General features: G+C 61.8%; 17 protein-coding genes. 6 read left to right on the forward strand and 11 right to left on the reverse strand.

What is annotated here, in order from left to right:
* Positions 1-91: 91 nt before the first annotated feature.
* Positions 92-574: an MmyB family transcriptional regulator gene (locus JQS30_RS17410; protein WP_246497920.1), complete on the reverse strand. Its 483-nt coding sequence runs from the start codon at positions 572-574 to the stop codon at positions 92-94.
* Between JQS30_RS17410 and JQS30_RS13245 the strand changes: the two genes are divergently transcribed.
* From JQS30_RS13245 to JQS30_RS13260, 4 genes are all read left to right on the forward strand, one after another.
* On the forward strand, positions 473-1,180 hold the full coding sequence (locus JQS30_RS13245) for an SDR family NAD(P)-dependent oxidoreductase (RefSeq protein WP_343076137.1): 708 nt from the start codon (positions 473-475) through the stop codon (positions 1,178-1,180). The genes JQS30_RS17410 and JQS30_RS13245 overlap by 102 nt on opposite strands.
* A 56-nt stretch (positions 1,181-1,236) precedes the next feature.
* Positions 1,237-2,382: a GNAT family N-acetyltransferase gene (locus JQS30_RS13250; protein ID WP_213170722.1), complete on the forward strand. Its 1,146-nt coding sequence runs from the start codon at positions 1,237-1,239 to the stop codon at positions 2,380-2,382.
* Positions 2,366-3,403 (forward strand): GNAT family N-acetyltransferase, encoded by a 1,038-nt coding sequence (locus tag JQS30_RS13255; protein ID WP_213170723.1) that lies wholly within the window; start codon positions 2,366-2,368, stop codon positions 3,401-3,403. The genes JQS30_RS13250 and JQS30_RS13255 overlap by 17 nt, the downstream gene beginning before the upstream one ends.
* Positions 3,404-4,113: 710 nt before the next feature.
* On the forward strand, positions 4,114-5,310 hold the full coding sequence (locus tag JQS30_RS13260) for a L,D-transpeptidase (RefSeq protein WP_213170724.1): 1,197 nt from the start codon (positions 4,114-4,116) through the stop codon (positions 5,308-5,310).
* A gap of 585 nt (positions 5,311-5,895) precedes the next feature.
* On the opposite strand, the gene hpf is transcribed toward JQS30_RS13260, so the two are convergent.
* The 5 genes from hpf to JQS30_RS13285 form a co-directional block, all read right to left on the reverse strand.
* Positions 5,896-6,528, reverse strand: coding sequence for a ribosome hibernation-promoting factor, HPF/YfiA family (gene hpf, locus JQS30_RS13265; protein ID WP_213170725.1), 633 nt, complete (start codon positions 6,526-6,528; stop codon positions 5,896-5,898).
* A gap of 954 nt (positions 6,529-7,482) precedes the next feature.
* Complete coding sequence (locus tag JQS30_RS13270; protein WP_213170726.1) at positions 7,483-8,211, reverse strand: ComF family protein; 729 nt, start codon at positions 8,209-8,211, stop codon at positions 7,483-7,485.
* Between the two features lie 16 nt (positions 8,212-8,227).
* Entirely contained in the window at positions 8,228-9,472 is a 1,245-nt protein-coding gene (locus tag JQS30_RS13275) for an ABC transporter permease (protein ID WP_213170727.1), read from the reverse strand.
* The gene (locus tag JQS30_RS13280) at positions 9,472-10,683 is read right to left on the reverse strand and encodes a hypothetical protein (RefSeq protein WP_213170728.1); all 1,212 of its coding nucleotides are present in this window, start codon (positions 10,681-10,683) and stop codon (positions 9,472-9,474) included. Before JQS30_RS13280 ends, JQS30_RS13275 begins: the two co-directional genes overlap by 1 nt.
* Before the next feature lie 271 nt (positions 10,684-10,954).
* Complete coding sequence (locus JQS30_RS13285; RefSeq protein WP_246497922.1) at positions 10,955-11,671, reverse strand: ferritin-like fold-containing protein; 717 nt, start codon at positions 11,669-11,671, stop codon at positions 10,955-10,957.
* 335 nt (positions 11,672-12,006) lie between these two features.
* Here JQS30_RS13285 and JQS30_RS13290 point away from each other — a divergent pair, with 335 nt between their 5' ends.
* Together JQS30_RS13290 and JQS30_RS13295 are read left to right on the forward strand one after the other, a co-directional pair.
* Positions 12,007-13,629: a DEAD/DEAH box helicase gene (locus JQS30_RS13290; protein ID WP_213170729.1), complete on the forward strand. Its 1,623-nt coding sequence runs from the start codon at positions 12,007-12,009 to the stop codon at positions 13,627-13,629.
* Positions 13,630-13,973: 344 nt separating this feature from the next.
* A complete protein-coding gene (locus tag JQS30_RS13295; RefSeq protein ID WP_213170730.1) occupies positions 13,974-14,225 on the forward strand; it encodes a hypothetical protein in 252 nt (83 codons plus the stop codon).
* 6 nt (positions 14,226-14,231) lie between these two features.
* Here JQS30_RS13295 and JQS30_RS13300 read toward each other — a convergent pair whose 3' ends face one another.
* The 5 genes from JQS30_RS13300 to JQS30_RS13320 form a co-directional block, all read right to left on the reverse strand.
* Positions 14,232-14,789 carry a hypothetical protein gene (locus JQS30_RS13300; protein WP_213170731.1) on the reverse strand — a complete coding sequence of 186 codons (558 nt, stop codon included), beginning with the start codon at positions 14,787-14,789 and terminating at the stop codon, positions 14,232-14,234.
* 159 nt (positions 14,790-14,948) lie between these two features.
* Complete coding sequence (locus JQS30_RS13305) at positions 14,949-16,217, reverse strand: hypothetical protein (protein WP_213170732.1); 1,269 nt, start codon at positions 16,215-16,217, stop codon at positions 14,949-14,951.
* Positions 16,214-16,840, reverse strand: a complete 627-nt coding sequence (locus JQS30_RS13310) for a SigE family RNA polymerase sigma factor (protein ID WP_213170733.1) — start codon at positions 16,838-16,840, stop codon at positions 16,214-16,216. The genes JQS30_RS13305 and JQS30_RS13310 overlap by 4 nt, the downstream gene beginning before the upstream one ends.
* Positions 16,841-17,180: 340 nt before the next feature.
* Positions 17,181-18,098, reverse strand: coding sequence for a PH domain-containing protein (locus JQS30_RS13315; RefSeq protein ID WP_213170734.1), 918 nt, complete (start codon positions 18,096-18,098; stop codon positions 17,181-17,183).
* Positions 18,099-18,102: 4 nt separating this feature from the next.
* Complete coding sequence (locus tag JQS30_RS13320; protein WP_213173118.1) at positions 18,103-18,264, reverse strand: hypothetical protein; 162 nt, start codon at positions 18,262-18,264, stop codon at positions 18,103-18,105.
* Positions 18,265-18,530 lie beyond the last annotated feature (266 nt).

Raw genomic sequence — 18,530 nt, forward strand, 5'->3', positions numbered from 1 at the left:
TGCGCAATGGTGCCTGCGCGGGTACACAACTGCCAATGGTACTGCTTAATCCGGCTGGCTCCGATGCGGCGTAGGCCTCACTACTGAGCGTTCATAGGTCTTCTCGCTTCTGGGCGGCACCGTTGGAGGCCTTGGCCGTTTGGGTGCTGGTGTGCAGGGAATCGATGGCGGCCCGGGAAGACGAGCCCGCCTCGGTGACGTAGGCCACTATGCGGATGTCGGAATCGGGCACGTGCAGAATTAGGCACTGGACCTCTACTGGCCCCAAACGCGGATGAATAATGCGCTTGCGCATGTCGCGTTGGCTTCTGACTTCGTGTTCGGCCCACAGCCGGTTGAACTGGCTGCTATCGCCTCGCAGGTCTTTGACCAGCTCGCGGAGCCGTTCGTCACCACTGCGGCGGGCATAACTGGCACGCAAGTCGGCCACGCAAGCCCGGGCAAAGGTTGCCCCGCCGGGATCAGTCAGACGTTGCGGCGCGGTGGGGCCGCAGAAGAGGGCCCGCAACAAGTTGGGGTGCTCATCGGGGCCCGAGACCCACAACGCGGCAAAGAGGCCCAGGCGGCCCTTCACAGCGAAGGCCTAGACGTCGCTCATCTGCACCTCGACGTCACCGACCCAAGCAGTATCGCTTCGGCGGCCCAAACTATCGCTAAACGCCATGGGCGACTTGACGCACTGGTCAACAATGCCGGGATCGCGCGGGGCCATGCTTCGAGGAACACAAGTCAGCTCACCGTCGAGCTTTTGCGCGAGGTTTATGAGACCAACGTATTCGGTGTCGTCGCCGTGACAAATGCCCTGATTCCGCTGCTGCGGCAGTCGCGCTTTGCCCGGGTGGTCAACGTCTCCAGTGATGTCGGCTCGTTCGCGACCGTTCTGCGCGCCGACACCCCGCTGGCAGGGCTGCAACCGGCGGCCTATGGTTCGTCCAAGACCGCACTCAACATGCTGACGGTCTCCTATGCGAGGGAGTTTCCAGCTTCGGAGATCACCTTCAACGTCGTCACTCCGGGCTATTGCGCCACAGACCTCAATGGAAACACTGGGACACGCAGTGCGAAGCAGGGAGCCCAGGCGGCCGTGGATGTCGTCTTGAGCCTGGCCCCGCTCACAGGCACGTTCCGCAGTGACGGCACCATCGACTACTTGGATGCCGATGGCCAGGTCGACTGGTAGTTCTACGCTGAAGAGTACGCATTGCGGCATTATGGGTCGGCGGCCATAATCGAGGCATGGAACCCATGACTTTGAAGGTCGACGAGCTGATCATGCGCCCCTGGGAACTCGCCGACGTGCCCGCCCTGACCAAGGCATTTGCCGATCCGCAGGTGAAGAGGCACATGATGATGCCCCAACCGTGGACCGACGCCAATGGGCACAACTTCGTTCGTCAAAACGATTCACGCTGGAACGCCGATAGCCCCCGGTGGGCCATCGTCGACAGCGACAACATATTGCTGGGCGGCGCGGGCATCACCCGGTTCCTCAACGACGAATATTCCGTCATGTACTGGACCGCCCCTGAGGCCAGGGGCCGCAATGTCGCCACCCGCGCTCTGCGCGAAGCCACCCGATTCGGCTTCGACCAGATGCGCTTGCATCGCCTCTGCTGGGACGCCATCGTGGGCAACCACCTTTCGCGCCTGGTGGCGTTGAAAGCCGGATACACGATGGAGGGCATTCAGCGCCAGGGCGGGAACCAACGCGGGACGTGGCGCGACCTGTGGATGGGCGGCATTTTGGCCGGGGAGATTCGCGAAGCGGGCGAGCAGGTCGAAAACTACGCGATGCTGCGTCAACGTGCCGCTTTGTTCGACCTGGATGCCCCGACCATCGAGTTGGACAATGGCACTCGACTGCGCCCGTTTCACGAAGGCGACCTCGATGATCTGACCCGCGTATGCCAAGACCCCGAGGTACAGAAGTGGACGACGGTCCCGCGCGATTACCAACGCAGCGACGCCGACGACTTTCTGACATTCAGTCGTTCTCAATGGACGAATGGCACTGGCGTGGACTGGGCACTGGCCGACCAGAACGACCGCTACTGCGGCACGGTGGGTTTGTCGATGAAAAGCTTCGACGCGACCCAGGCCCGGATTGGCTACTATGCGGCTCCATGGGCGCGAGGCAAGGGATGGATGGGCACGGCCCTGCAAGCGGCGATCGACTTCAGTCGTGACTCACTGGCGGCGACGACAGTGACATGGGACGCCTACGCCGGTAACGACGCCTCCTGGCACCTGGCCAAGAAGCTTGGCTTTGCCTGGGAGGGAGTCAAACAGCGGCGCTGGCGCCATGAACGGTCGCAAAGGGTTGACATCTGGACTGCCTCACTGCTTCATTTATTGAATGTCATGGATGCAGCGCGCACGTGAATTTCGCGCGGAAACTGAAGCGTGTGCGCTGCGAGCGGCCGCCGACGACGCCGAGCTCGCGGCCATTCCCGCCAAGATGCGGCCCGATTCCCACTGCGCCACTCTGGTGGCGGTGCGCAGGCGTAAGGTCGTGGGCGCGCTGCAAGTGACGCAGCTGTGGGGTGCGGCATCGGTGCAGTTTTGGGTTCATCCGCAGTCGCGTGGCTCACGGCTAGCCGCTTCCATGGTGCAGACGTTGGCCTCGGCGTTGTTCGCGTTCGGAGTGCATCGGCTCGAAACACGGGTTCCAGTCGCGCAAGTGGATGCGATTAGGGCCGCGATGCGGGCGGGCCTACGGCCAGAGAACCTGGCGCGGGGCGCTTTCGGGGGCGAGGACGGACTGACCTTGGCCCTGACGCGAGGTGACCGAGTGGGCCCGGCTCCCCGGATTCTGCCGGATCTGCCGGGCGGAGTTCTCAGCGACGGAGCGGTCTCGTTGCGAGCGTTGGACAATTCGGTGACCGATGCCTCTTACGCGAATCGTTGCCTGCCCGAATTTGTGGAGCAGGCCATGCCGCAAGTGGCTCCGACCTATGAGTCGATTAGGCGATTGTGCGATTTCGGCAGCGACGTCGATTGGCTGCGTGGAATTGCGGCCCGACTGGTGATTTCGTCCGATAAAGGCGGGTTTCGGTCTGACTATTGCGGATCGGTGAATGTCTACAACGTCTCCGCGCGCATTGGCGAGGCCATGATCGGATACGAGTTGTCGCCCGAGGCTCGCGGCAAAGGCTTGGCGACTCGGGCGGTGCGGCTGTTGTGCGATTGGATGTTTGACGACGTGGGCTTTGCGCGCCTTTCGGCGGGAACCGATGTGCACAACATCGTGTCGCAATCGGTTCTGCGTCGCAGCGGCTTTCGCCTGGAGGGCACGCTGCGCGGAGAGCTGCCAGGGCCCGGACTCACTCGGCGGGACATTTTGCGCTGGGCCAAGCTCAACCCGAAGGTGGAGACGAAGGCGACCGCCTTGGGGATGGGTTAGGCATTCCGGCCGAGCCAATTCGGCCACGGCCCGATCTCTTCCAAGTGACCCGGAGTGGCTTCGTGCCTCCGGACGGCCACATCACCGCAGACGTTCAGGCTAAGGCTCATCCTCCACCTGCGGCACAGTATGCCCCGGTCAGGCACATGTGGTCGACCGCCGCGGGCCGCTATCGGCTCTGGTTGCGGATTTCAGGTTCCCATCCGAGTGCGTTTGCCCAAGGCACAGGGCCGGAAGCTGGGCCGCTTTCTTTGCCGGGGCTCATTCACTGGCGTGCGGGGTGATACAGGTTGCACGCGCTCGGTGAGCACACCTAGCGTGAAACTATTACACTTATCGGTGAGCCCGCAGGCCGGACTGAATGAAATACGGCACGTCAGACTACTGAAATCCCCAATGTCCGCATTTGCGAGCAATGCCGTTATCGGTGGGTGCGTTCGGGGTTTGAGTGCGAATTACAGGCGTGAAATTAATGGCATAAAAGCCACAAAAGTCTCTGCTTCAGTCATCCTGACCCCAATACGACCGGGCGACAGAGAACGACAACTAGTGGCGCTCGGTGTCCATTTCCGACTTGGAGTAACGGCCCGGGAGCCTATGCAATACACGGCGGCCCATACAGCGCCAGACAAAGCTGTCAATGGCTGCAACCAAGTGACCCTCTTCATGCGTCACTTTTATAGACACCAAGACGACTTCTGAGGACACCGATGAAGCCACAGAAACCACACCTTCGCCTCCTGCCAGTGATAGCCCTGCCTCTGCTGGTTTTGAGCGCGTGTGGGTTCGGCACCGCGAACGCCGATGCCACTATTCACCCTGCCCCCATCGAGCCCATCATCACGTTCGACAACGCCGCTGGCGAGGCGAGCGACAAAACCACCGTCAAGCTCAACGAAGAGGTCACGTTGTCGGTCGTCGATGGAGAATTCACCTCCGTCGAAGTCACCTCCGACCGCGGAACTGAGCTAGAGGGCGAGTTCAACGACGACAACACCGCTTGGGTCTCGACTGCCACCGTGGAAGCCGAGGCCGAATACTCCGTGGCGGCGTCAGCGCAGAGCCCGGACATGGAAGTGGACTTCGCGCAAAGCTTCCTCACCCCCGCTCCCGAGGGCTCAGCGTTGAAGGTCTCAGACGTGACACCCAATCTTGACGGGGAAGTCCTGGGCGTCGGCGCGCCCATCATCGTCACCTTCAATCAAGACGTGCCTGACCGTGGAGCCGTCGAGAGGCGTCTAGAGGTCTCCTCGGAGAAAGGCCACGAGGGCGCGTGGCGCTGGATGAGCGATAACCAGGCCATTTACCGCACGGCCGAATACTGGGACGCCTATCAAACCGTCACGTTCTCAACCACCTGGGAGGGCCAGAACCTCGGTGGTGACCTGTGGGGCGGCGAAAACTACAGCACCGATTTGACGATCGGGGCCTCACAGCTGTCGGTCATCGACCCCTCGGCGCACACGATGACCGTCTCCATTGACGGCGAGGTCGCCCGCACATTCCCTGTCAGCGCGGGCAAAGCCACCACCACTGAATACACGACGGCCTCGGGTGAACACATGGTCATGGCCAAATCAGCCACTGAGCGGATGATCTCGCCTGGCCGCGACGAGGACGACCCGGAGTACTACGACGTCGAGGTGGACTGGGCGGTGCGCATCAATGCCACTGGTGAGTATGTGCACCAGGCGACGGCCTCGGCATCGGGGGTTCTTGGCCAGGCGAATGTGTCGCACGGGTGCGTGAACGCCTCGGCGGACGACGCTAAGTGGTTCTATGACATCGCCCAGCGGGGGGATGTTGTCGACGTCATCAACACCGATCGGCAGATGCCTTGGGACAACGGCTGGGGCTACTGGATCCTGTCGTTCGACGATTGGAAGGAAGGCTCGGCGCTAACCTAAAGCCGAACCGGTGACTTCTGTTGCGATGCAACAATGTCCGCAGCCGCCGTAAGTGTCGGCTAGCTGACACTTCACAGCCGTAACGGATGTCGATTACTGATCGTTAGGACCCCTGTCAGCACATTTTGCACAAGCAAGATGGCTACAGGGGTCTCTTTTCGTCTGAGACCGTTCGCCTGCGTCGCCACCATCGACGCGGGCGAACACCCTCCAAAGGGCATCGACTACGGTCGCTGGGCTTGACGATTGTCAGTGACACTCCGGTCAGCCATGCGATACCAGCTGCCCACGTCGATGCCCTCTACATTCTTAGCTCTCCCATGTGGAGGGCCCTTTTGCTACATGTGCTCCGCTGTCGCCAACCGGACTCAACTGACTGATGCCACCGCAGCGCGTCACTCTTTCTTCTAGCGACACTTGAACAATCATTGTTGCGGTTCCGAATCGGCCCCTTTGCCTAAGCTTCCTGGAATGCCAAGCTGCCACGCTTTCTGACTTGACACACAGTGGGGGTGCGACAGTTACGTAAAACTGTCGCACCCCCACTGCTGGGTCCGCCTCCGCGTATAAACGGAGAGCTTGAGCCTACATTTCGAGGCGGAGTATGCCGTAGTCGAACGCGTGGCGGCGGTAGACCACCGATGGTCGGCCACTTTCCTTGTCGTGGAATAGATAGAAGTCGTGGCCCACTAGCTCCATGTTGTGCAAAGCATCGTCCACGGTCATCGGTTCACCCGAGTGCGACTTCTCCCGGACGATATGGCCCGGCTCGTGGTCCTCGACCAAATCTTCGAATGGATCAATGTCCTCAGAGATGAACCGGCCGGCGCTCGTTGGCTTCGGCGGCTTGTGCTCGGCTTCCAGCGGCGGGAGCGGCGGGGCATCCAGTACTTCGGCGGCGGTCCGCGATCCTCGCGAACGGCGGCGATCTGCCGCGCGCCGCAACCGATTACTCAGCTTGTTACAGGCTAGTTCGAAAGCGGTACGGAAATCGGCGTCGCTGGCCTCGGCCCGAATCACCGGCCCCTTTGAATGACAGGTGATCTCGACGCGCTGGGCATGATCGTGTTGGCGGGGGTTGGGCTCGTGATACAGCTCGACGTCGACATGGGTCGACTTACGGTTGTACTTGGCGATCTTGGATTCGAGTTTTTCCTCGACTAGGTCACGGAAGTGTTCTGGGACCTCGACGTTACGGCCCTTGATAATTATTTCCACTTCGGAACCTCCCAGGCAAACCCCCGATGTGCGGGGATCGTTGAAGAATAGAACTATGAGCTCGCCGGCTATGGGTTCGCGTTCTTGTGTTTGTCAGAATATGCGCCAGTCGCGTCCATAAGCGGGACTTGCCGAAATTGCGGCCATATTGCCGCCGAGGCGCAGCACCTGCCGCTGAAACACACTGCGAATGCGGGGGCGAACCTTGTCCGGTCGCGGACCTGCGGGCGGTACCCGACGATGGCCTATCCGAAGCCGAACGTGCCTCGCGAACGCAATGCTGCTGGAGAATGCCGCCAAATAAGAAAAACGAGCGTGAAACTCAAAGCCCAGGTGCTTCCAGGACGGAGGGTTGCGGCCAACAAGTCGCACGAACGTTGTCAGATCAGTGACATTCAAACTGGCGTTACGGAATGGGTTCACAACCTCCTCTCGCCTACGAATGTGGGTTCGTGAAACGGAACTCCCTGCGGTATACCGACTATTGCGGCCCTATCTGGGCTAGCGATACCTGGAGGGTGACACTCTAGGGGGTGGTTCCCCCAGCCCCATTCACGTCTGCGAAGGCGCCGATGCCCTCGATTGTTCGTCAATCGAAAAACCACCAGGGTCGACAAAGCCGCCAAGCGCGCGAATTGAGGTATCCGATCTAGACTCGGCCCCCGGAAGGTGGCGTTCCCATCGCCGTCCCTCCTTATGTTGCTCCGTAGTCCCAGGCGCTTGCCGCGCCCGATAGTCAGCTGGAGCTAGCAGTTGAGTCATATCGGCAGTGAGTGTGCCTTACCGTACGGTAACCCGTATCGGCGTGGTCGTCCCTTCTTCTCCCTACTCGTTACCGTTCCGAGATCTTGAGACTAGCGCGAAGTGAAGCGAAAGTCACCCCTTCGGGCCTCACAAATTTCACGCAAAAGTCACCGGTGCTTTTCCTTCACTCGCAAAGCCCAAATGGGGGTTTCAGCGCTGGTTGGAGCTTGTGCGCTGTTCGGGTGCGAGCCGGTTCGGAGCCGCCGCGAACGTGACCGCCGAGGCCACCTCGATCCCGGCGGCGCGAAGCGCGGCCGCCGCCGCGCTCAACGTCGCTCCAGTGGTCACCACATCGTCGACCAGAATCACTGCGCACCCGCCCAATACCCCGGCCGCCCGCGGCCGCAAGGACAGAGAATCGAAGGCCGCGCGTTCCCGCTGGGACAAAGAGAGCCCCACCGAGTCTGCCCGGCGAGACACCCTCAACGCCTGGTAACCGTGTAGGAAGACCTTCTGGGCCCGCAAGAGGCGCAAAAGAACCTCCATATGGTCAAACCCCCGCCGTCCCCGGGCTGCGGACGTCGATGGAATGCCCACCACGACAGGAGTGCGGCCGCTGCGGCCGATCTCCTCCTGCGCCAAGCGCAATGGCTGCGCCATTGCCTGGGCCAGACACGTGGCGAGCTCCCGGCGAGGAGTCTCCTTATACGCATTGAGGACCGCCGAGGCAGTGCGGTCATAGGGTCGGGCGGCTATGACAGGTGGACAGCGGAGCGACCTGGGCCCAGGAATGTAGACATGAGCTGTGGACACTTGGCGCTGGCACGGTGGACACAGTCCGCCCCTGCTCGCTCCGTCCTCCTGGCATACCGCGCACGCGGCCGGGAAGAACAGCTCCAGCGTCGACTCCCAGGCCCGCCGCATTAGTGTCGCTCTCATGGCCACATAACGAGCCTCAGCTGCGCAAGGTGACGGCCGGGGCGACCCGGCTGGCCCTCCACGCCGGGTAGACCCCCGCGATGACGCCCACCAAAGCCCCAATCACCGGGCCAGCCGCCAGCAACAACGGGTCAAACACAAGCTGCCAGTCGCGGAAGATGGACACGAAAACCGTGACATTGACCCCCAGAACCGCGCCCACAATCCCGCCAACGAGCCCAATGAAAACCGACTCCCACACGAACTGCATCGCCACGGCCCTCCGAGGCGCGCCCACCGCGCGGCGCAACCCGATTTCGGTACGCCGCTCCATCACCGAGACCAACGCGGTATTGGACACAGAAACCGCACCGATGACCAATGACACGGCGGCTAGCCCCAACAGAAGCGCTTCCATTTCGTTCTCGACGCCTTGCCGGAAATTACGCAGGTCCGAAGGAACCGCCACTTGCAAACTCTCGGGGGCTTCGGGGTATAGCGCCAAGGGAGCCTGTTCGCCGACCTTGTCAGCTGCCCCGAGGTTGGTGCGAATGAACATCTCCGAGGAGCCAAAACCACTCGCCCCGGTCAAACAAGGTTCGGGCGGGATCGCGACAGAACCGGTGAACTTGGCTTCGCCCACCGGCGCGCGAAAGATACCGATAACGGTGTAGCCCTCGCCGTCAAGGAAGACCTTCGGCGATCCATCCAAACCGGTGAAACCCAAATCTCGCGCGATCGTGGACTCAAGCATGGCGACATTGTCCGATCGCTCCATATGCCCTTCGTCAAAGGCGCGGCCTTCCAAGACAGTGAAGTCATAGGCCTCAATCGCACCCGGCTCGACCCCAGCCACGGGAGCTGAGCGGCTGTAATATTGCTCGGCTGTACGAGAGATGGCCACGTCCTCGTTGGCAAAACACGTGAGCCCGCCCGAGGAGACCCCTTCGATACCACGAACACGTTGTGAGCCGTCCAGAGACGGGTTACCGCTGAACGAAGACGGGTAGGCGACAGTGACCTGAGTGGCCAGCGCTTCGTCAAAGCGTCCCGAGATGGCTGACTGGGCTGTTGTGGAGAGCCCAACGGTGGCTACGGTGGCGGCAATGCCCAAAGCGATGCCGGCTGCGGTGAGCCAAGCGCGTACGCTTCGGCCTCGCACAGAGGCGAAGGCCTCGTAGATGATGCCTAGCGTCGTGACTCCGAATCGACTGTCCTCACGGGTACCGACCGGCCGTTCCTCGGAGTTCTTCGATCGCCGTTTACCAAACGGAAGGCGCACTAGTTCCCCCGGTCGCGGAATGCCACGATGACGCTGTCTCCAGCTGACAGATCGCCATCGACGAGTTCAATGACACCGGTTCCCTCGTGCTGCAACGTCACATTGACGGCGACGTCGCGGTCTGGTTCGCCTCCGTTGCGGACGGTGACTTTAGTGGTACCTGAGGTGTCGGTCCAGACCGCTGACAGGGGAACTATGAGGGAGTCCTCCTCGGAGCGAGCCCGGATGACGCGTACCGCCTGGCTGTCGCCGGGGGTGAGGCTGTCGAACTCCTCGGAGTCGAATTCGAACACGGCCACGTTGCTCGAGCCGCCGGTCTCGCCCCACTCGTTGGGTTCCTCTTCCTCGCGCTCCTCGATCTCAAAGCCGGGGACTTCGACTCCGTCGAGTGGGCCAGAGCCGTAGATGAGTTCGGCGTCCTCGCCCACTGATAGCAGGTTCTGGCGGTCCTCGTCGTTGAGCTGTGCCTCGATCTGCCAGGTGCCTCCGACCAGCACCATGACGGTGCCGCCTTCGGGCAGTGGGGCGGCTAGGTCGGCCTCGATCGAGCCGACCTGAATGGGGAACTCTGGCACGAATGTCACCTCCCCAGCGGGCAACACCAGCACGTTTCCGGGGGCTGCTGGGTTGTCCTCACCGACGCCGTCGCCCAGTTCGGGCATTCCTCCGGCGGGTCTAGTGGGAGCGGTGTAGCCACGCGCGTCATATAGTTGCCTGACGTCGTGGGCGGTGCGGGCGTCGAACGTACCGGTGACGGGCGTGCCGTAGAGGTAGGCGAGCGCCTGCTGGAGCTGTTTGACGTCGGGGCCCTCGGATTCGCCTTCGACGAGGTCGCGGTAGGCGGGGATCGCGCCGTTGAGGGCGATCAGCGGACGCCCGGAGATCTCCATCAAGACCGTGCCGTTGTTGACCTCGTCGCCGACTTCTAGGGGGATTTTCGACGTAATGGCGACGTCGCCTTCGGCCATGTCTGGCTGCGCGATCACGTCGATGTCTCCGGTGCGCGTCGCGGTGCCGGAGATGGTGAACTCGTCGAGCAGCTGCCCGGATTCGACCTCGACGGTGATGATCGAGTCGTCGGGGGCTTCTGTCTCTTGGGCCAACTGCTCGGGGGTGCGCGCCTGGGAGGCGTAATACCAGGCTGTCGCTGTCGCTCCGGCGAGCAAAATTGCCAAAGCGGCCGATAGAATGTGGCTTTTTCTCAATTGCACGGCGTTCCTCCTGCCACGGAAGCGCACGCGCCACCGCGATTAGTTGCACCCGAGGAATCTCGGTTCGATAACAACTCGTGGAGGACGGTCACTACTTGAGTCCTCAAGGGAGCAACTGGGGTTTGCGAAGGGGGTGGGCCCATGCGTCGGGAGCCTCAAACGCAGCTCTGTGGACGTAGGCCCACAGCTGACCCGCTTTCAACTCTAAAACAAGGGAGCAAGCCCGAGTGTGGCGAGTCACGTCGAGGCTGCCGCTGAGGGGGAGACAACGTCAGTTGGACAGTCCGATGGCCTTCATACGCTCAGCGTGATTGTTGGTGAGTCGTCGCAACAACTCCCCCACCGCCTGCAAGTCGCCCGCACCCAGAACAATCAAGTCCGTGAGCCCTTCGGAATCCGAGGCGGCACGCTGGGCCTGAGTCAGGGCTTCGCCCACCAGACGGCGGGCCCACAGAGCCAATCGCCCGGCCACGGCCTCGTCCTGGCTGATCGCAGCCTTGATTTCGCGCACGAGGAACTCCGAGTGCTTCTCATCGGGTAGAACCCCGCGCACAAGCTCACGGTCGGCCGGTTCCAGGAACTCCGCCACCTCGCGGTGGAAGTCGTAGGAGATCGCGTCGCCCACGTATGCCTTGACGAGACCCTCTAGCCAATCGCGCGGAGCCGTCGAGTCGTGGAAATCGGTCACGGCGGTCATGAAAGGAGCCATTACCGTCTCCGGTTCGTAACCCAGTTCACGAATTCGGTCCGCCAGCGCGTTGTAGTTAGCAATCTCACTTGCCGCCAGTTGGGCCATCGCCGCCCGCCGTTCGACGTCTGGGGCCAGGCGGCTGTCTGCTGCCATCCGGTCAAAGGCCAATAGCTCCCCATACGCAAGCAGGCCAAGGAGTTCCACGACCGAGCGAGCGCTGGGAACGTAACCGTCTGGACCACCGGTTGACGCCACGTCGTCGGTGCTTTCGATGGAGGAGTTTTCTGTATCAGACACGTCGGAAGGTTACCGCTTGCTGATCTTGCGGCAATCAGCGAGTACGATAGGTACGGGGTTCGAGCCCGGGCGAGACAGGCCCCTCGCCATGTCCGCCGAGTTGGCTCCCCGCGCAGTCTGGACGGTTGAAGAGTCGAAATGAAAACCAGGCTGCATGACCGAACATACTGCCAATAGACAGAGAGCTCGGCGATGAGCGCCACGAATGCTCTGGCGTCTGAGGACTGGAAGAACCGCTGCGGAAAGCGCAATCGCACTTGAAGCGGCTGACAACGAACGTTGACCACGCCTTGACCAGAGACCACGGTGATTCCGCCGCAGCGGTGAAAGAAACTGTGAACAACGAAACTTCCCACAACACCAATCCCACGACCCCGACCACCAGCGAATCCGCATCTGAACCCGCCACCTCGGCCCCCGAGACCACTGTCGGTCCGACCTTTGCCGAACTAGGTGTGCGCGAGGAATCGGTGCAGGCGCTGGCTGAACTCGGCATCCACCACGCCTTTGCGATTCAAGAGTTCGCGATTCCGATCGGAATGCGCGGCTCCGACGTCATTGGGCGCGCGCCGACTGGCACCGGTAAGACCTTCGGGTTTGGCCTGCCGATGATCGACCGCATTCTCTCCGCTGAAGAGGGGGCTGACGGACGCCCACAGGGCCTCGTCCTCGTTCCCACTCGCGAGCTGGGGCTCCAGGTCGCCCGCGACCTGGAGAACGCTGGCAAGACCCGAAACATCCGCGTGCTGCCCATTTACGGTGGCCGTGCCTACGAGCCGCAGATCAAGGCTCTCAAGACGGGCGTGGACATCGTCGTCGGTACGCCTGGACGTCTGCTGGATTTGTACAAGTCCAAGCACTTGCAGTTCGATGGCGTACACAAGGTCGTCCTAGACGAGGCTGACCGGATGCTCGACTTGGGCTTTGCCGACGATGTCGAGAAGATTCTGGGCATGCTGCCCGAAGACCGACAGACCATGTTGTTCTCGGCGACTATGCCGGACACGATTATGGGCCTGAGCCGTCGGCACATGTACCGCCCGGTCACCGTCTCGGCCGATGTCGACCCGGCGGAGACCGACGCGAAGCCGAACACCGAGCAGTTCGTCTACCTCACTCACGCGCTCAACAAGGCCGAGGTGCTGGTGCGTCTGCTACAGGCGGAGGGACGCGGTCTGTCGATCGTCTTCTGCCGTACTAAGCGGGCCGCGCAGAAGCTTTCCGATGAGCTGGAGTTCCGCGGTTTCGCGGTGGGTTCGGTGCATGGTGACCTGGGGCAGAGCGCCCGGGAACGGTCGCTGCGTGCCTTCCGCTCCGGCAAGATCGATGTCCTAGTGGCGACCGATGTGGCCGCCCGTGGACTCGACGTCACCGACGTGACGCACGTGATCAACTACGACACCCCCGAAGAGACCGAGTCCTATGTCCACCGTATTGGTCGTACGGGCCGTGCGGGGGCCAAGGGTGTCGCTGTTACCTTCGTGACCTGGGAGGACCTTCCGCGCTGGAAGATCATCGCCAAGACTTTGAAGTTGGATCTGGGCGACCCGGTGGAGACTTACCACACGTCCGACCATCTTTACTCTGACCTGAATATCCCCACCGACGCTGCCAATAAGGTGCTGCGCTCGGAAAATGGTCGAACCGGGTTGGAGAGCGAAGCCGAAATCAAGGACGACGAGGAGAGCCCGCGTCGGGGACGCAATCGGCGTCGTCCCGCGCAGGGGCGATCGCGGACCCGGGACAAGGGCCGCAGGGCCGAGAGTGGATCTGAGGCGACCAGCGACAACCGTTCGCGTCAGCGCACCCGCTCGGGTCGACCGAAGCGCGGCCAAGCCGCCGCTGAGGGAGGCTCGGCTCCGAAGAGCGCTGCCAGCGGAACGGGTAGTTCCGAGTCGCAAGGTTCGCGTCGCCGCCGTCGTCGACGGCGTCCCAGCGGCAGCTCCGAATCGGACTAGTCGCGTTAACCTCAGCGTTCACCCATGCCTGCTGCCCAGTCTTTGGTTCACTCGTTGACCACTGCGGGCGGCTAGGTCAGGGAACATAAGTTTCAACGGGCGCACCGCCGGGCCGAGCCCGGCGGTGCGCCCGAGGGCTAAATTTTCGTAACAACGCCAGCCGGCCAGTCGCCTATCGGGCGATTCACCGGCTGGCGTTGTGGCGCATGTACCGTGATCGCACTCTGTGGGTAGATTTCATATCCGGCCACTGCGGTCGGGCATTGTTCGCTCATCACGTGGGGCTCCCCCCATTCGCCCCGTTCGCTCAACTGCGATGGAGGCGCAAACGCTAGCCTGGAGGCATGAGCGACGCCACGAACGCCGACGACTCGACAGAGGGGGCACAGTACCCTGGCCCGCCAGTTGGCCAACGCCCACCGCCTGGTTGGCAAGTCGAGCAAGTTCACCATCCGCAACAGCCGCGTTCTCTCCCGCCGCAAGACCACGCACAGATCAACGCCGCCCATGAGAGGGCTAGCCGGTTCACGTCGATCGTGGGCGGTTTGGGCATCATGGCGTTGCTGGTGTTGTTGATCGTCGGCAGCTGCGGCTAGGTGGGGTTATTCGGTTCCCCACACCATCTCAGAGCCGGAGTGGCCCACTTCGAATACCATCCATCCACCGAGCCCGATGAGCGCGATGGCGATGATGCCAAGGACGATCATGATGATCCGGCGGCCCTTGTTCGCAGGGTCATCGGAGGTGCTTGGCCCATTGGGTTCACCGTTGGGGTCAAGTGGCTGCGTGTCCGCACCGCCGTTGGTGGCCGCCGCGTTGCGACGGGCTTTTTCCAGCACCCCGAATAGCCACAGGACGGGCGCGAGTCCCAGCAGAATCCACAGCAGACGGTCTCCGTACGAGGCGTGATCAACGATGGCCTCGGGCCAGTTCCCGTCCGGAGTGAGGTGACGGCCGTCAGCCAGCTCGCGCCCCGACCACACCGCACCGAATACAGCGGCGGGGGCCAGGATCGACAGGATGAACACGACCCAGCCGATGCGTCGCCGCAGCGGCGCGATGAGCAGGTACACCAGTGCGGCAATGAGCAGTAGCGGCACGAAAACTAGGGGCGCGTGCACGGCCAATGGGTGGATAGGCAAGTCCATGAAGGTAGTCATAGGGACCATTAAAACCTAGATTTGCCAGGCGGACATGCAGGGAGGCCAAGTAGATCCAGTTGGGTACCCGAAATGTTGACAAACCTGGTCCGGCGCGACTGGACCGCCTTCGCACCTCGGCCTGCGGAGAGTCCACGGTAGAGGAGGTGCGGGCCGCTGTCAGCGGACGACTTTGACGGGGGCGATCGCCTCGTCGGGGACCTCCAATGGCACCCAGTCCTCTCCAATGTCTGGCTGTATCCACCAAACTTCGGCCTCGTCGCGCGGCACGAAAATGGTCCATGGCTCCTGTTGAGAGGCGAAGATGCGCCCGCCGATGTCTTCGTGGAAGTAGCTGGCTCCCCATTCGCGCTCCGCGTGGTCCCTATACAGGTCATCGGCAAAGGCGAATGCTTCGCCAATTCCAGCGATGTTGGGGTCTAGATGGGAGTGTCCCGGAGCCAGGCAGGCGTCGCGGTCTGATTGTGGGCCCCCGTACCGATCGCCTTCGCGCAGGTCCACAAGGCAGACGGGGGCGTTGCCGTCCTTGCCAGCGAACGCGACGACCTGTTCGAAGCCAGCCTGGGCCATTTCGGCTAGGTGATACCTCTCAAAGACAACCCCGCCTCGCAACTCCGAAGTCTCTAGGAGGGCTTGGGCGTGGCTGGCTCCGGTCTGGACCACGAGGGTCTCGTCATTCCATCCGAGGATGTCGTGTCCGATCGGCACTATCGCGTCAACGTCGTTGATGTCTTCGGGTTCAGGCTCCTGAACGTAACTTTCGCGAATGATGTAGAGCCTTCGGTCATGCCCGAATTCGGTATCCTCGGTCAGCAGGATCGACTGGTTCTCGGCGTTGACATAAGTGTGTTCGAAGGGGACCTGGAGCGGCAATATATAAGTCATCGGACCAAGCGCGCCGCGCCGGTGTACGACGGTCTCGCCCAGTTGCTCATCCATGGCGTAATAGGTGCCCTCGACATTAAGCGCGGCTGTGACGTGATCGGATATGGCCTCCAGGACCTCCCCTTGAGAGGTCTGAATCTCGACGGCATCTTCGTTTGCCACGAGCAGGTCCACCTGGAAGTCGGCCACGCTCACCGCATTGGGCCGCTCGGTTGCGGCGTGGCCGCCACCGGGTTCGGTCAGCTCCTGCACGATGTGTGTTGACACGACGCCCCCGATGGCCAGCACGCTCGCGGCCGCGCCTACAGCGGCAATCCGACGGCCCCGCCGAATCCTGCGTCCACGGCGGATCGCGGTTGTGGCCACGTCGCCTGCGGGAACCCCACAGCTGGCCCTGCTGCTGAACTCACTGCGAAGCAACTCTTCCAGCCACTGGTCGGAATCGGCAGGTTGGGAGGGACCGGCCTTTTCCCCAAAGCCACTGGTAACCCGTTCATCGGTCGATTTCCGGTGAAAGGGGTCGTTCGATGGTCGATCACTCATACCTTCGCCCCCTGTTCTTCTTGGTCCGTTCCAAATAGCGCCCCGGCGCGTGACTGAAGTTTCTTTCGCAGCCCGCTTAGGCCCCGTGAGGCCTGGCTCTTGACAGTCCCGGTGGAGATGCGCAGAATTTCGGCGATCTGAGCATCTGACTTATTTTCGTAGTAGCGCAGAACCAGCACCGCGCGCTGACGCTTGGGCAACTTGCGAATGTGCCGCCAAAGGGCTTCTCTGGCGGCGATCTGTTCGGCGAAGTCGTCGGTGTCGGCGCTGGCGCGGCCGCCGATGCGGTTGGTCTCGTTACTGGCAAGGTTGTCGGGCGCGGCCGGGGAGGTGATCTCGGAGTTGGGGACGGTGCCGTCAGTGGGAATTTCCTGATTAGAGCGCTTGCGCCACCAGGAGGCATTGGTGTTGTAGAGGATGCGGCGGGTATAGGCGTCGACGGATTCGACCTCGCGAATGCGACCCCACGCCAGGTAAGTCTTGGCCAAGGTTGTCTGCACTAGGTCCTCCGCTGTCGCCCAGTTTCCGGTCAGCAGGTAGGCAACGCGATGGAGTGAGGCTGAACGTGCAACCACAAACTCGCGGAACTCCTCGTCATGGGATGACGTTTTCTTGGCGCTCACGCGTCTCCTAACCAACTACCTAGTAGACGTTGTGACGTCCGCATAACGTTGCGCGTTCGAAGGGCAATTATTTTGCTTGGGATTTTCCTCGCGCAACGGGGAGATGGGGACCGTGAATCGCCGGCCCGGGGCCTTATGCGGGGGTATGCAACCGGAATTGTACCCAGGGAATCAAGGCGTGAAATAAGCCCGTCCTCTGGTGGTACCGGTCTCACCGCACTCGTGGAGTCCCCAGCGAGGAGCCGTCGAGGTAGCGGCCATCAGGGCGGACCGAAGGGGCCCGACCAAATAGTTTGGTCGGGCCCCTCGGATCGTGATCTTTCGGATCGCCGGTGTCCTCTTAAGCGTCACCGCCGGTGCGGGCGTCACGGCGCGAGGACGACTCTGGCTCAATCTCTACTTCTTCTTCCGAATCCCGTTCGTCGACGGCTTCGGGTTCGTACATTTCCTCGCAAATTTGCAGGTATAGCTCGTTGGGGTTGGGCAAGTGCGCGATCTCGCGGAGTGCCTGGTCCTGACCGGCCGACTCGATGATGAACGTGCCGTAATTGAGCATGCGCCCCATGGGAGTCTGCTCGTACTTCATGTCAGTCACTCGCATAAGCGGCATCATGGCCACTTTTCGCGTGACGACACCGTTGATAAGCATGACACGCTTGTTGGTGAGGATAAAGCGGTCCATGTACCAGTCGATGAGTTTCCACCCGACGTAACCCAAGACAATCGCCCAGGTGATGAAGGTGATCGACAAGGCAAGCTCACGAGAGTCGGACTCCCATTTAAGGAACAGGCCCGAGACGAATCCCATGATGAAGGTGGATAGCGCGCCCAGGATGCACCAGGGCATGAGGTGGACCCAGTGCCGCCGCCACTCGCCTCGGTACTTTTCAGTGGGAAACAGGTACCGAGCGGAAATGGGTGATGGGGCGTCGGGGACGCGCGGGGCTTTGAGGCCGCTGAGCATTCCGGCTTCGGAGAAGCGCACTCCCCCAAGGATGCTCTGGGCGGTTTCGGGGAGTCCGCCGCTTTCAGGCGATGGCGGGCCTCCTGACGAAGTTCCGGGGCTAAAGGTGACGGGCGCTCCGGATTGCTGCGCGCTCGGTGAGTTCTCGGCACTGCCGCTCTGGGGGGCAGGGTCACCAGAACTACCGCTACCACCGATTACGGACTCGGAACCGTCGGTGGAGGCGCGGGGATGTGGGGGGGTTAGCGGCTCGGTGTTCCTTTCCGCCGGGCCGCCTGCGCCTGCATCGGTCATCGCATCAGCCGGTCACCAAGTTGGTGAAGAAGTTCGCGAAGCCGTTGGCGACGTCCATAATGCCGCCAGCTAGTGAACTGACGACGTTCCCCGCTTCATCGGGCCGGTAAGCAACGAAGAAGACCAGAAACGCTAGACCGCCCCAGGTCAGAATCTTTTTCAACATCTCTAGCCCCTCCCAGGGACCTGGCTGAACCTTTTGTCCGTCTCCAGGCGTGTGTGAGTTTATCGTACAAAAGCGATGCTGCATATAGATTAGCGGATAGTTCCCAACCACTCACGCCCTCAACGCTCCGGCCGTACCGAAATAAACCGTAAATGGCGTGTCTTTCCAGGTGAGAACCGGTTTGTTGACTTTGCGCCCTCCCGTTTCAGGTCAGACGCGAAACCGCTAATCCGGCATCATCGTAATCTGCTCTTAGTGACGCAGAG

Source organism: Natronoglycomyces albus (assembly GCF_016925535.1).
Taxonomy (GTDB): Bacteria; Actinomycetota; Actinomycetes; order Mycobacteriales; family Micromonosporaceae; genus Natronoglycomyces; species Natronoglycomyces albus.

What these genes read in the sequence shown, in the direction of transcription:
- JQS30_RS13250 (WP_213170722.1), top strand. Translation starts at nt 1,237, where the DNA reads ATGGAACCCATGACTTTGAAGGTCGACGAGCTGATCATGCGCCCCTGG.
- JQS30_RS13255 (WP_213170723.1), top strand. Translation starts at nt 2,366, where the DNA reads ATGCAGCGCGCACGTGAATTTCGCGCGGAAACTGAAGCGTGTGCGCTG.
- JQS30_RS13260 (WP_213170724.1), top strand. Translation starts at nt 4,114, where the DNA reads ATGAAGCCACAGAAACCACACCTTCGCCTCCTGCCAGTGATAGCCCTG.
- JQS30_RS13270 (WP_213170726.1), bottom strand. Translation starts at nt 8,211, where the DNA reads ATGAGAGCGACACTAATGCGGCGGGCCTGGGAGTCGACGCTGGAGCTG.
- JQS30_RS13295 (WP_213170730.1), top strand. Translation starts at nt 13,974, where the DNA reads ATGAGCGACGCCACGAACGCCGACGACTCGACAGAGGGGGCACAGTAC.
- JQS30_RS13300 (WP_213170731.1), bottom strand. Translation starts at nt 14,789, where the DNA reads ATGACTACCTTCATGGACTTGCCTATCCACCCATTGGCCGTGCACGCG.
- JQS30_RS13305 (WP_213170732.1), bottom strand. Translation starts at nt 16,217, where the DNA reads ATGAGTGATCGACCATCGAACGACCCCTTTCACCGGAAATCGACCGAT.
- JQS30_RS13315 (WP_213170734.1), bottom strand. Translation starts at nt 18,098, where the DNA reads ATGACCGATGCAGGCGCAGGCGGCCCGGCGGAAAGGAACACCGAGCCG.
- JQS30_RS13320 (WP_213173118.1), bottom strand. Translation starts at nt 18,264, where the DNA reads ATGTTGAAAAAGATTCTGACCTGGGGCGGTCTAGCGTTTCTGGTCTTC.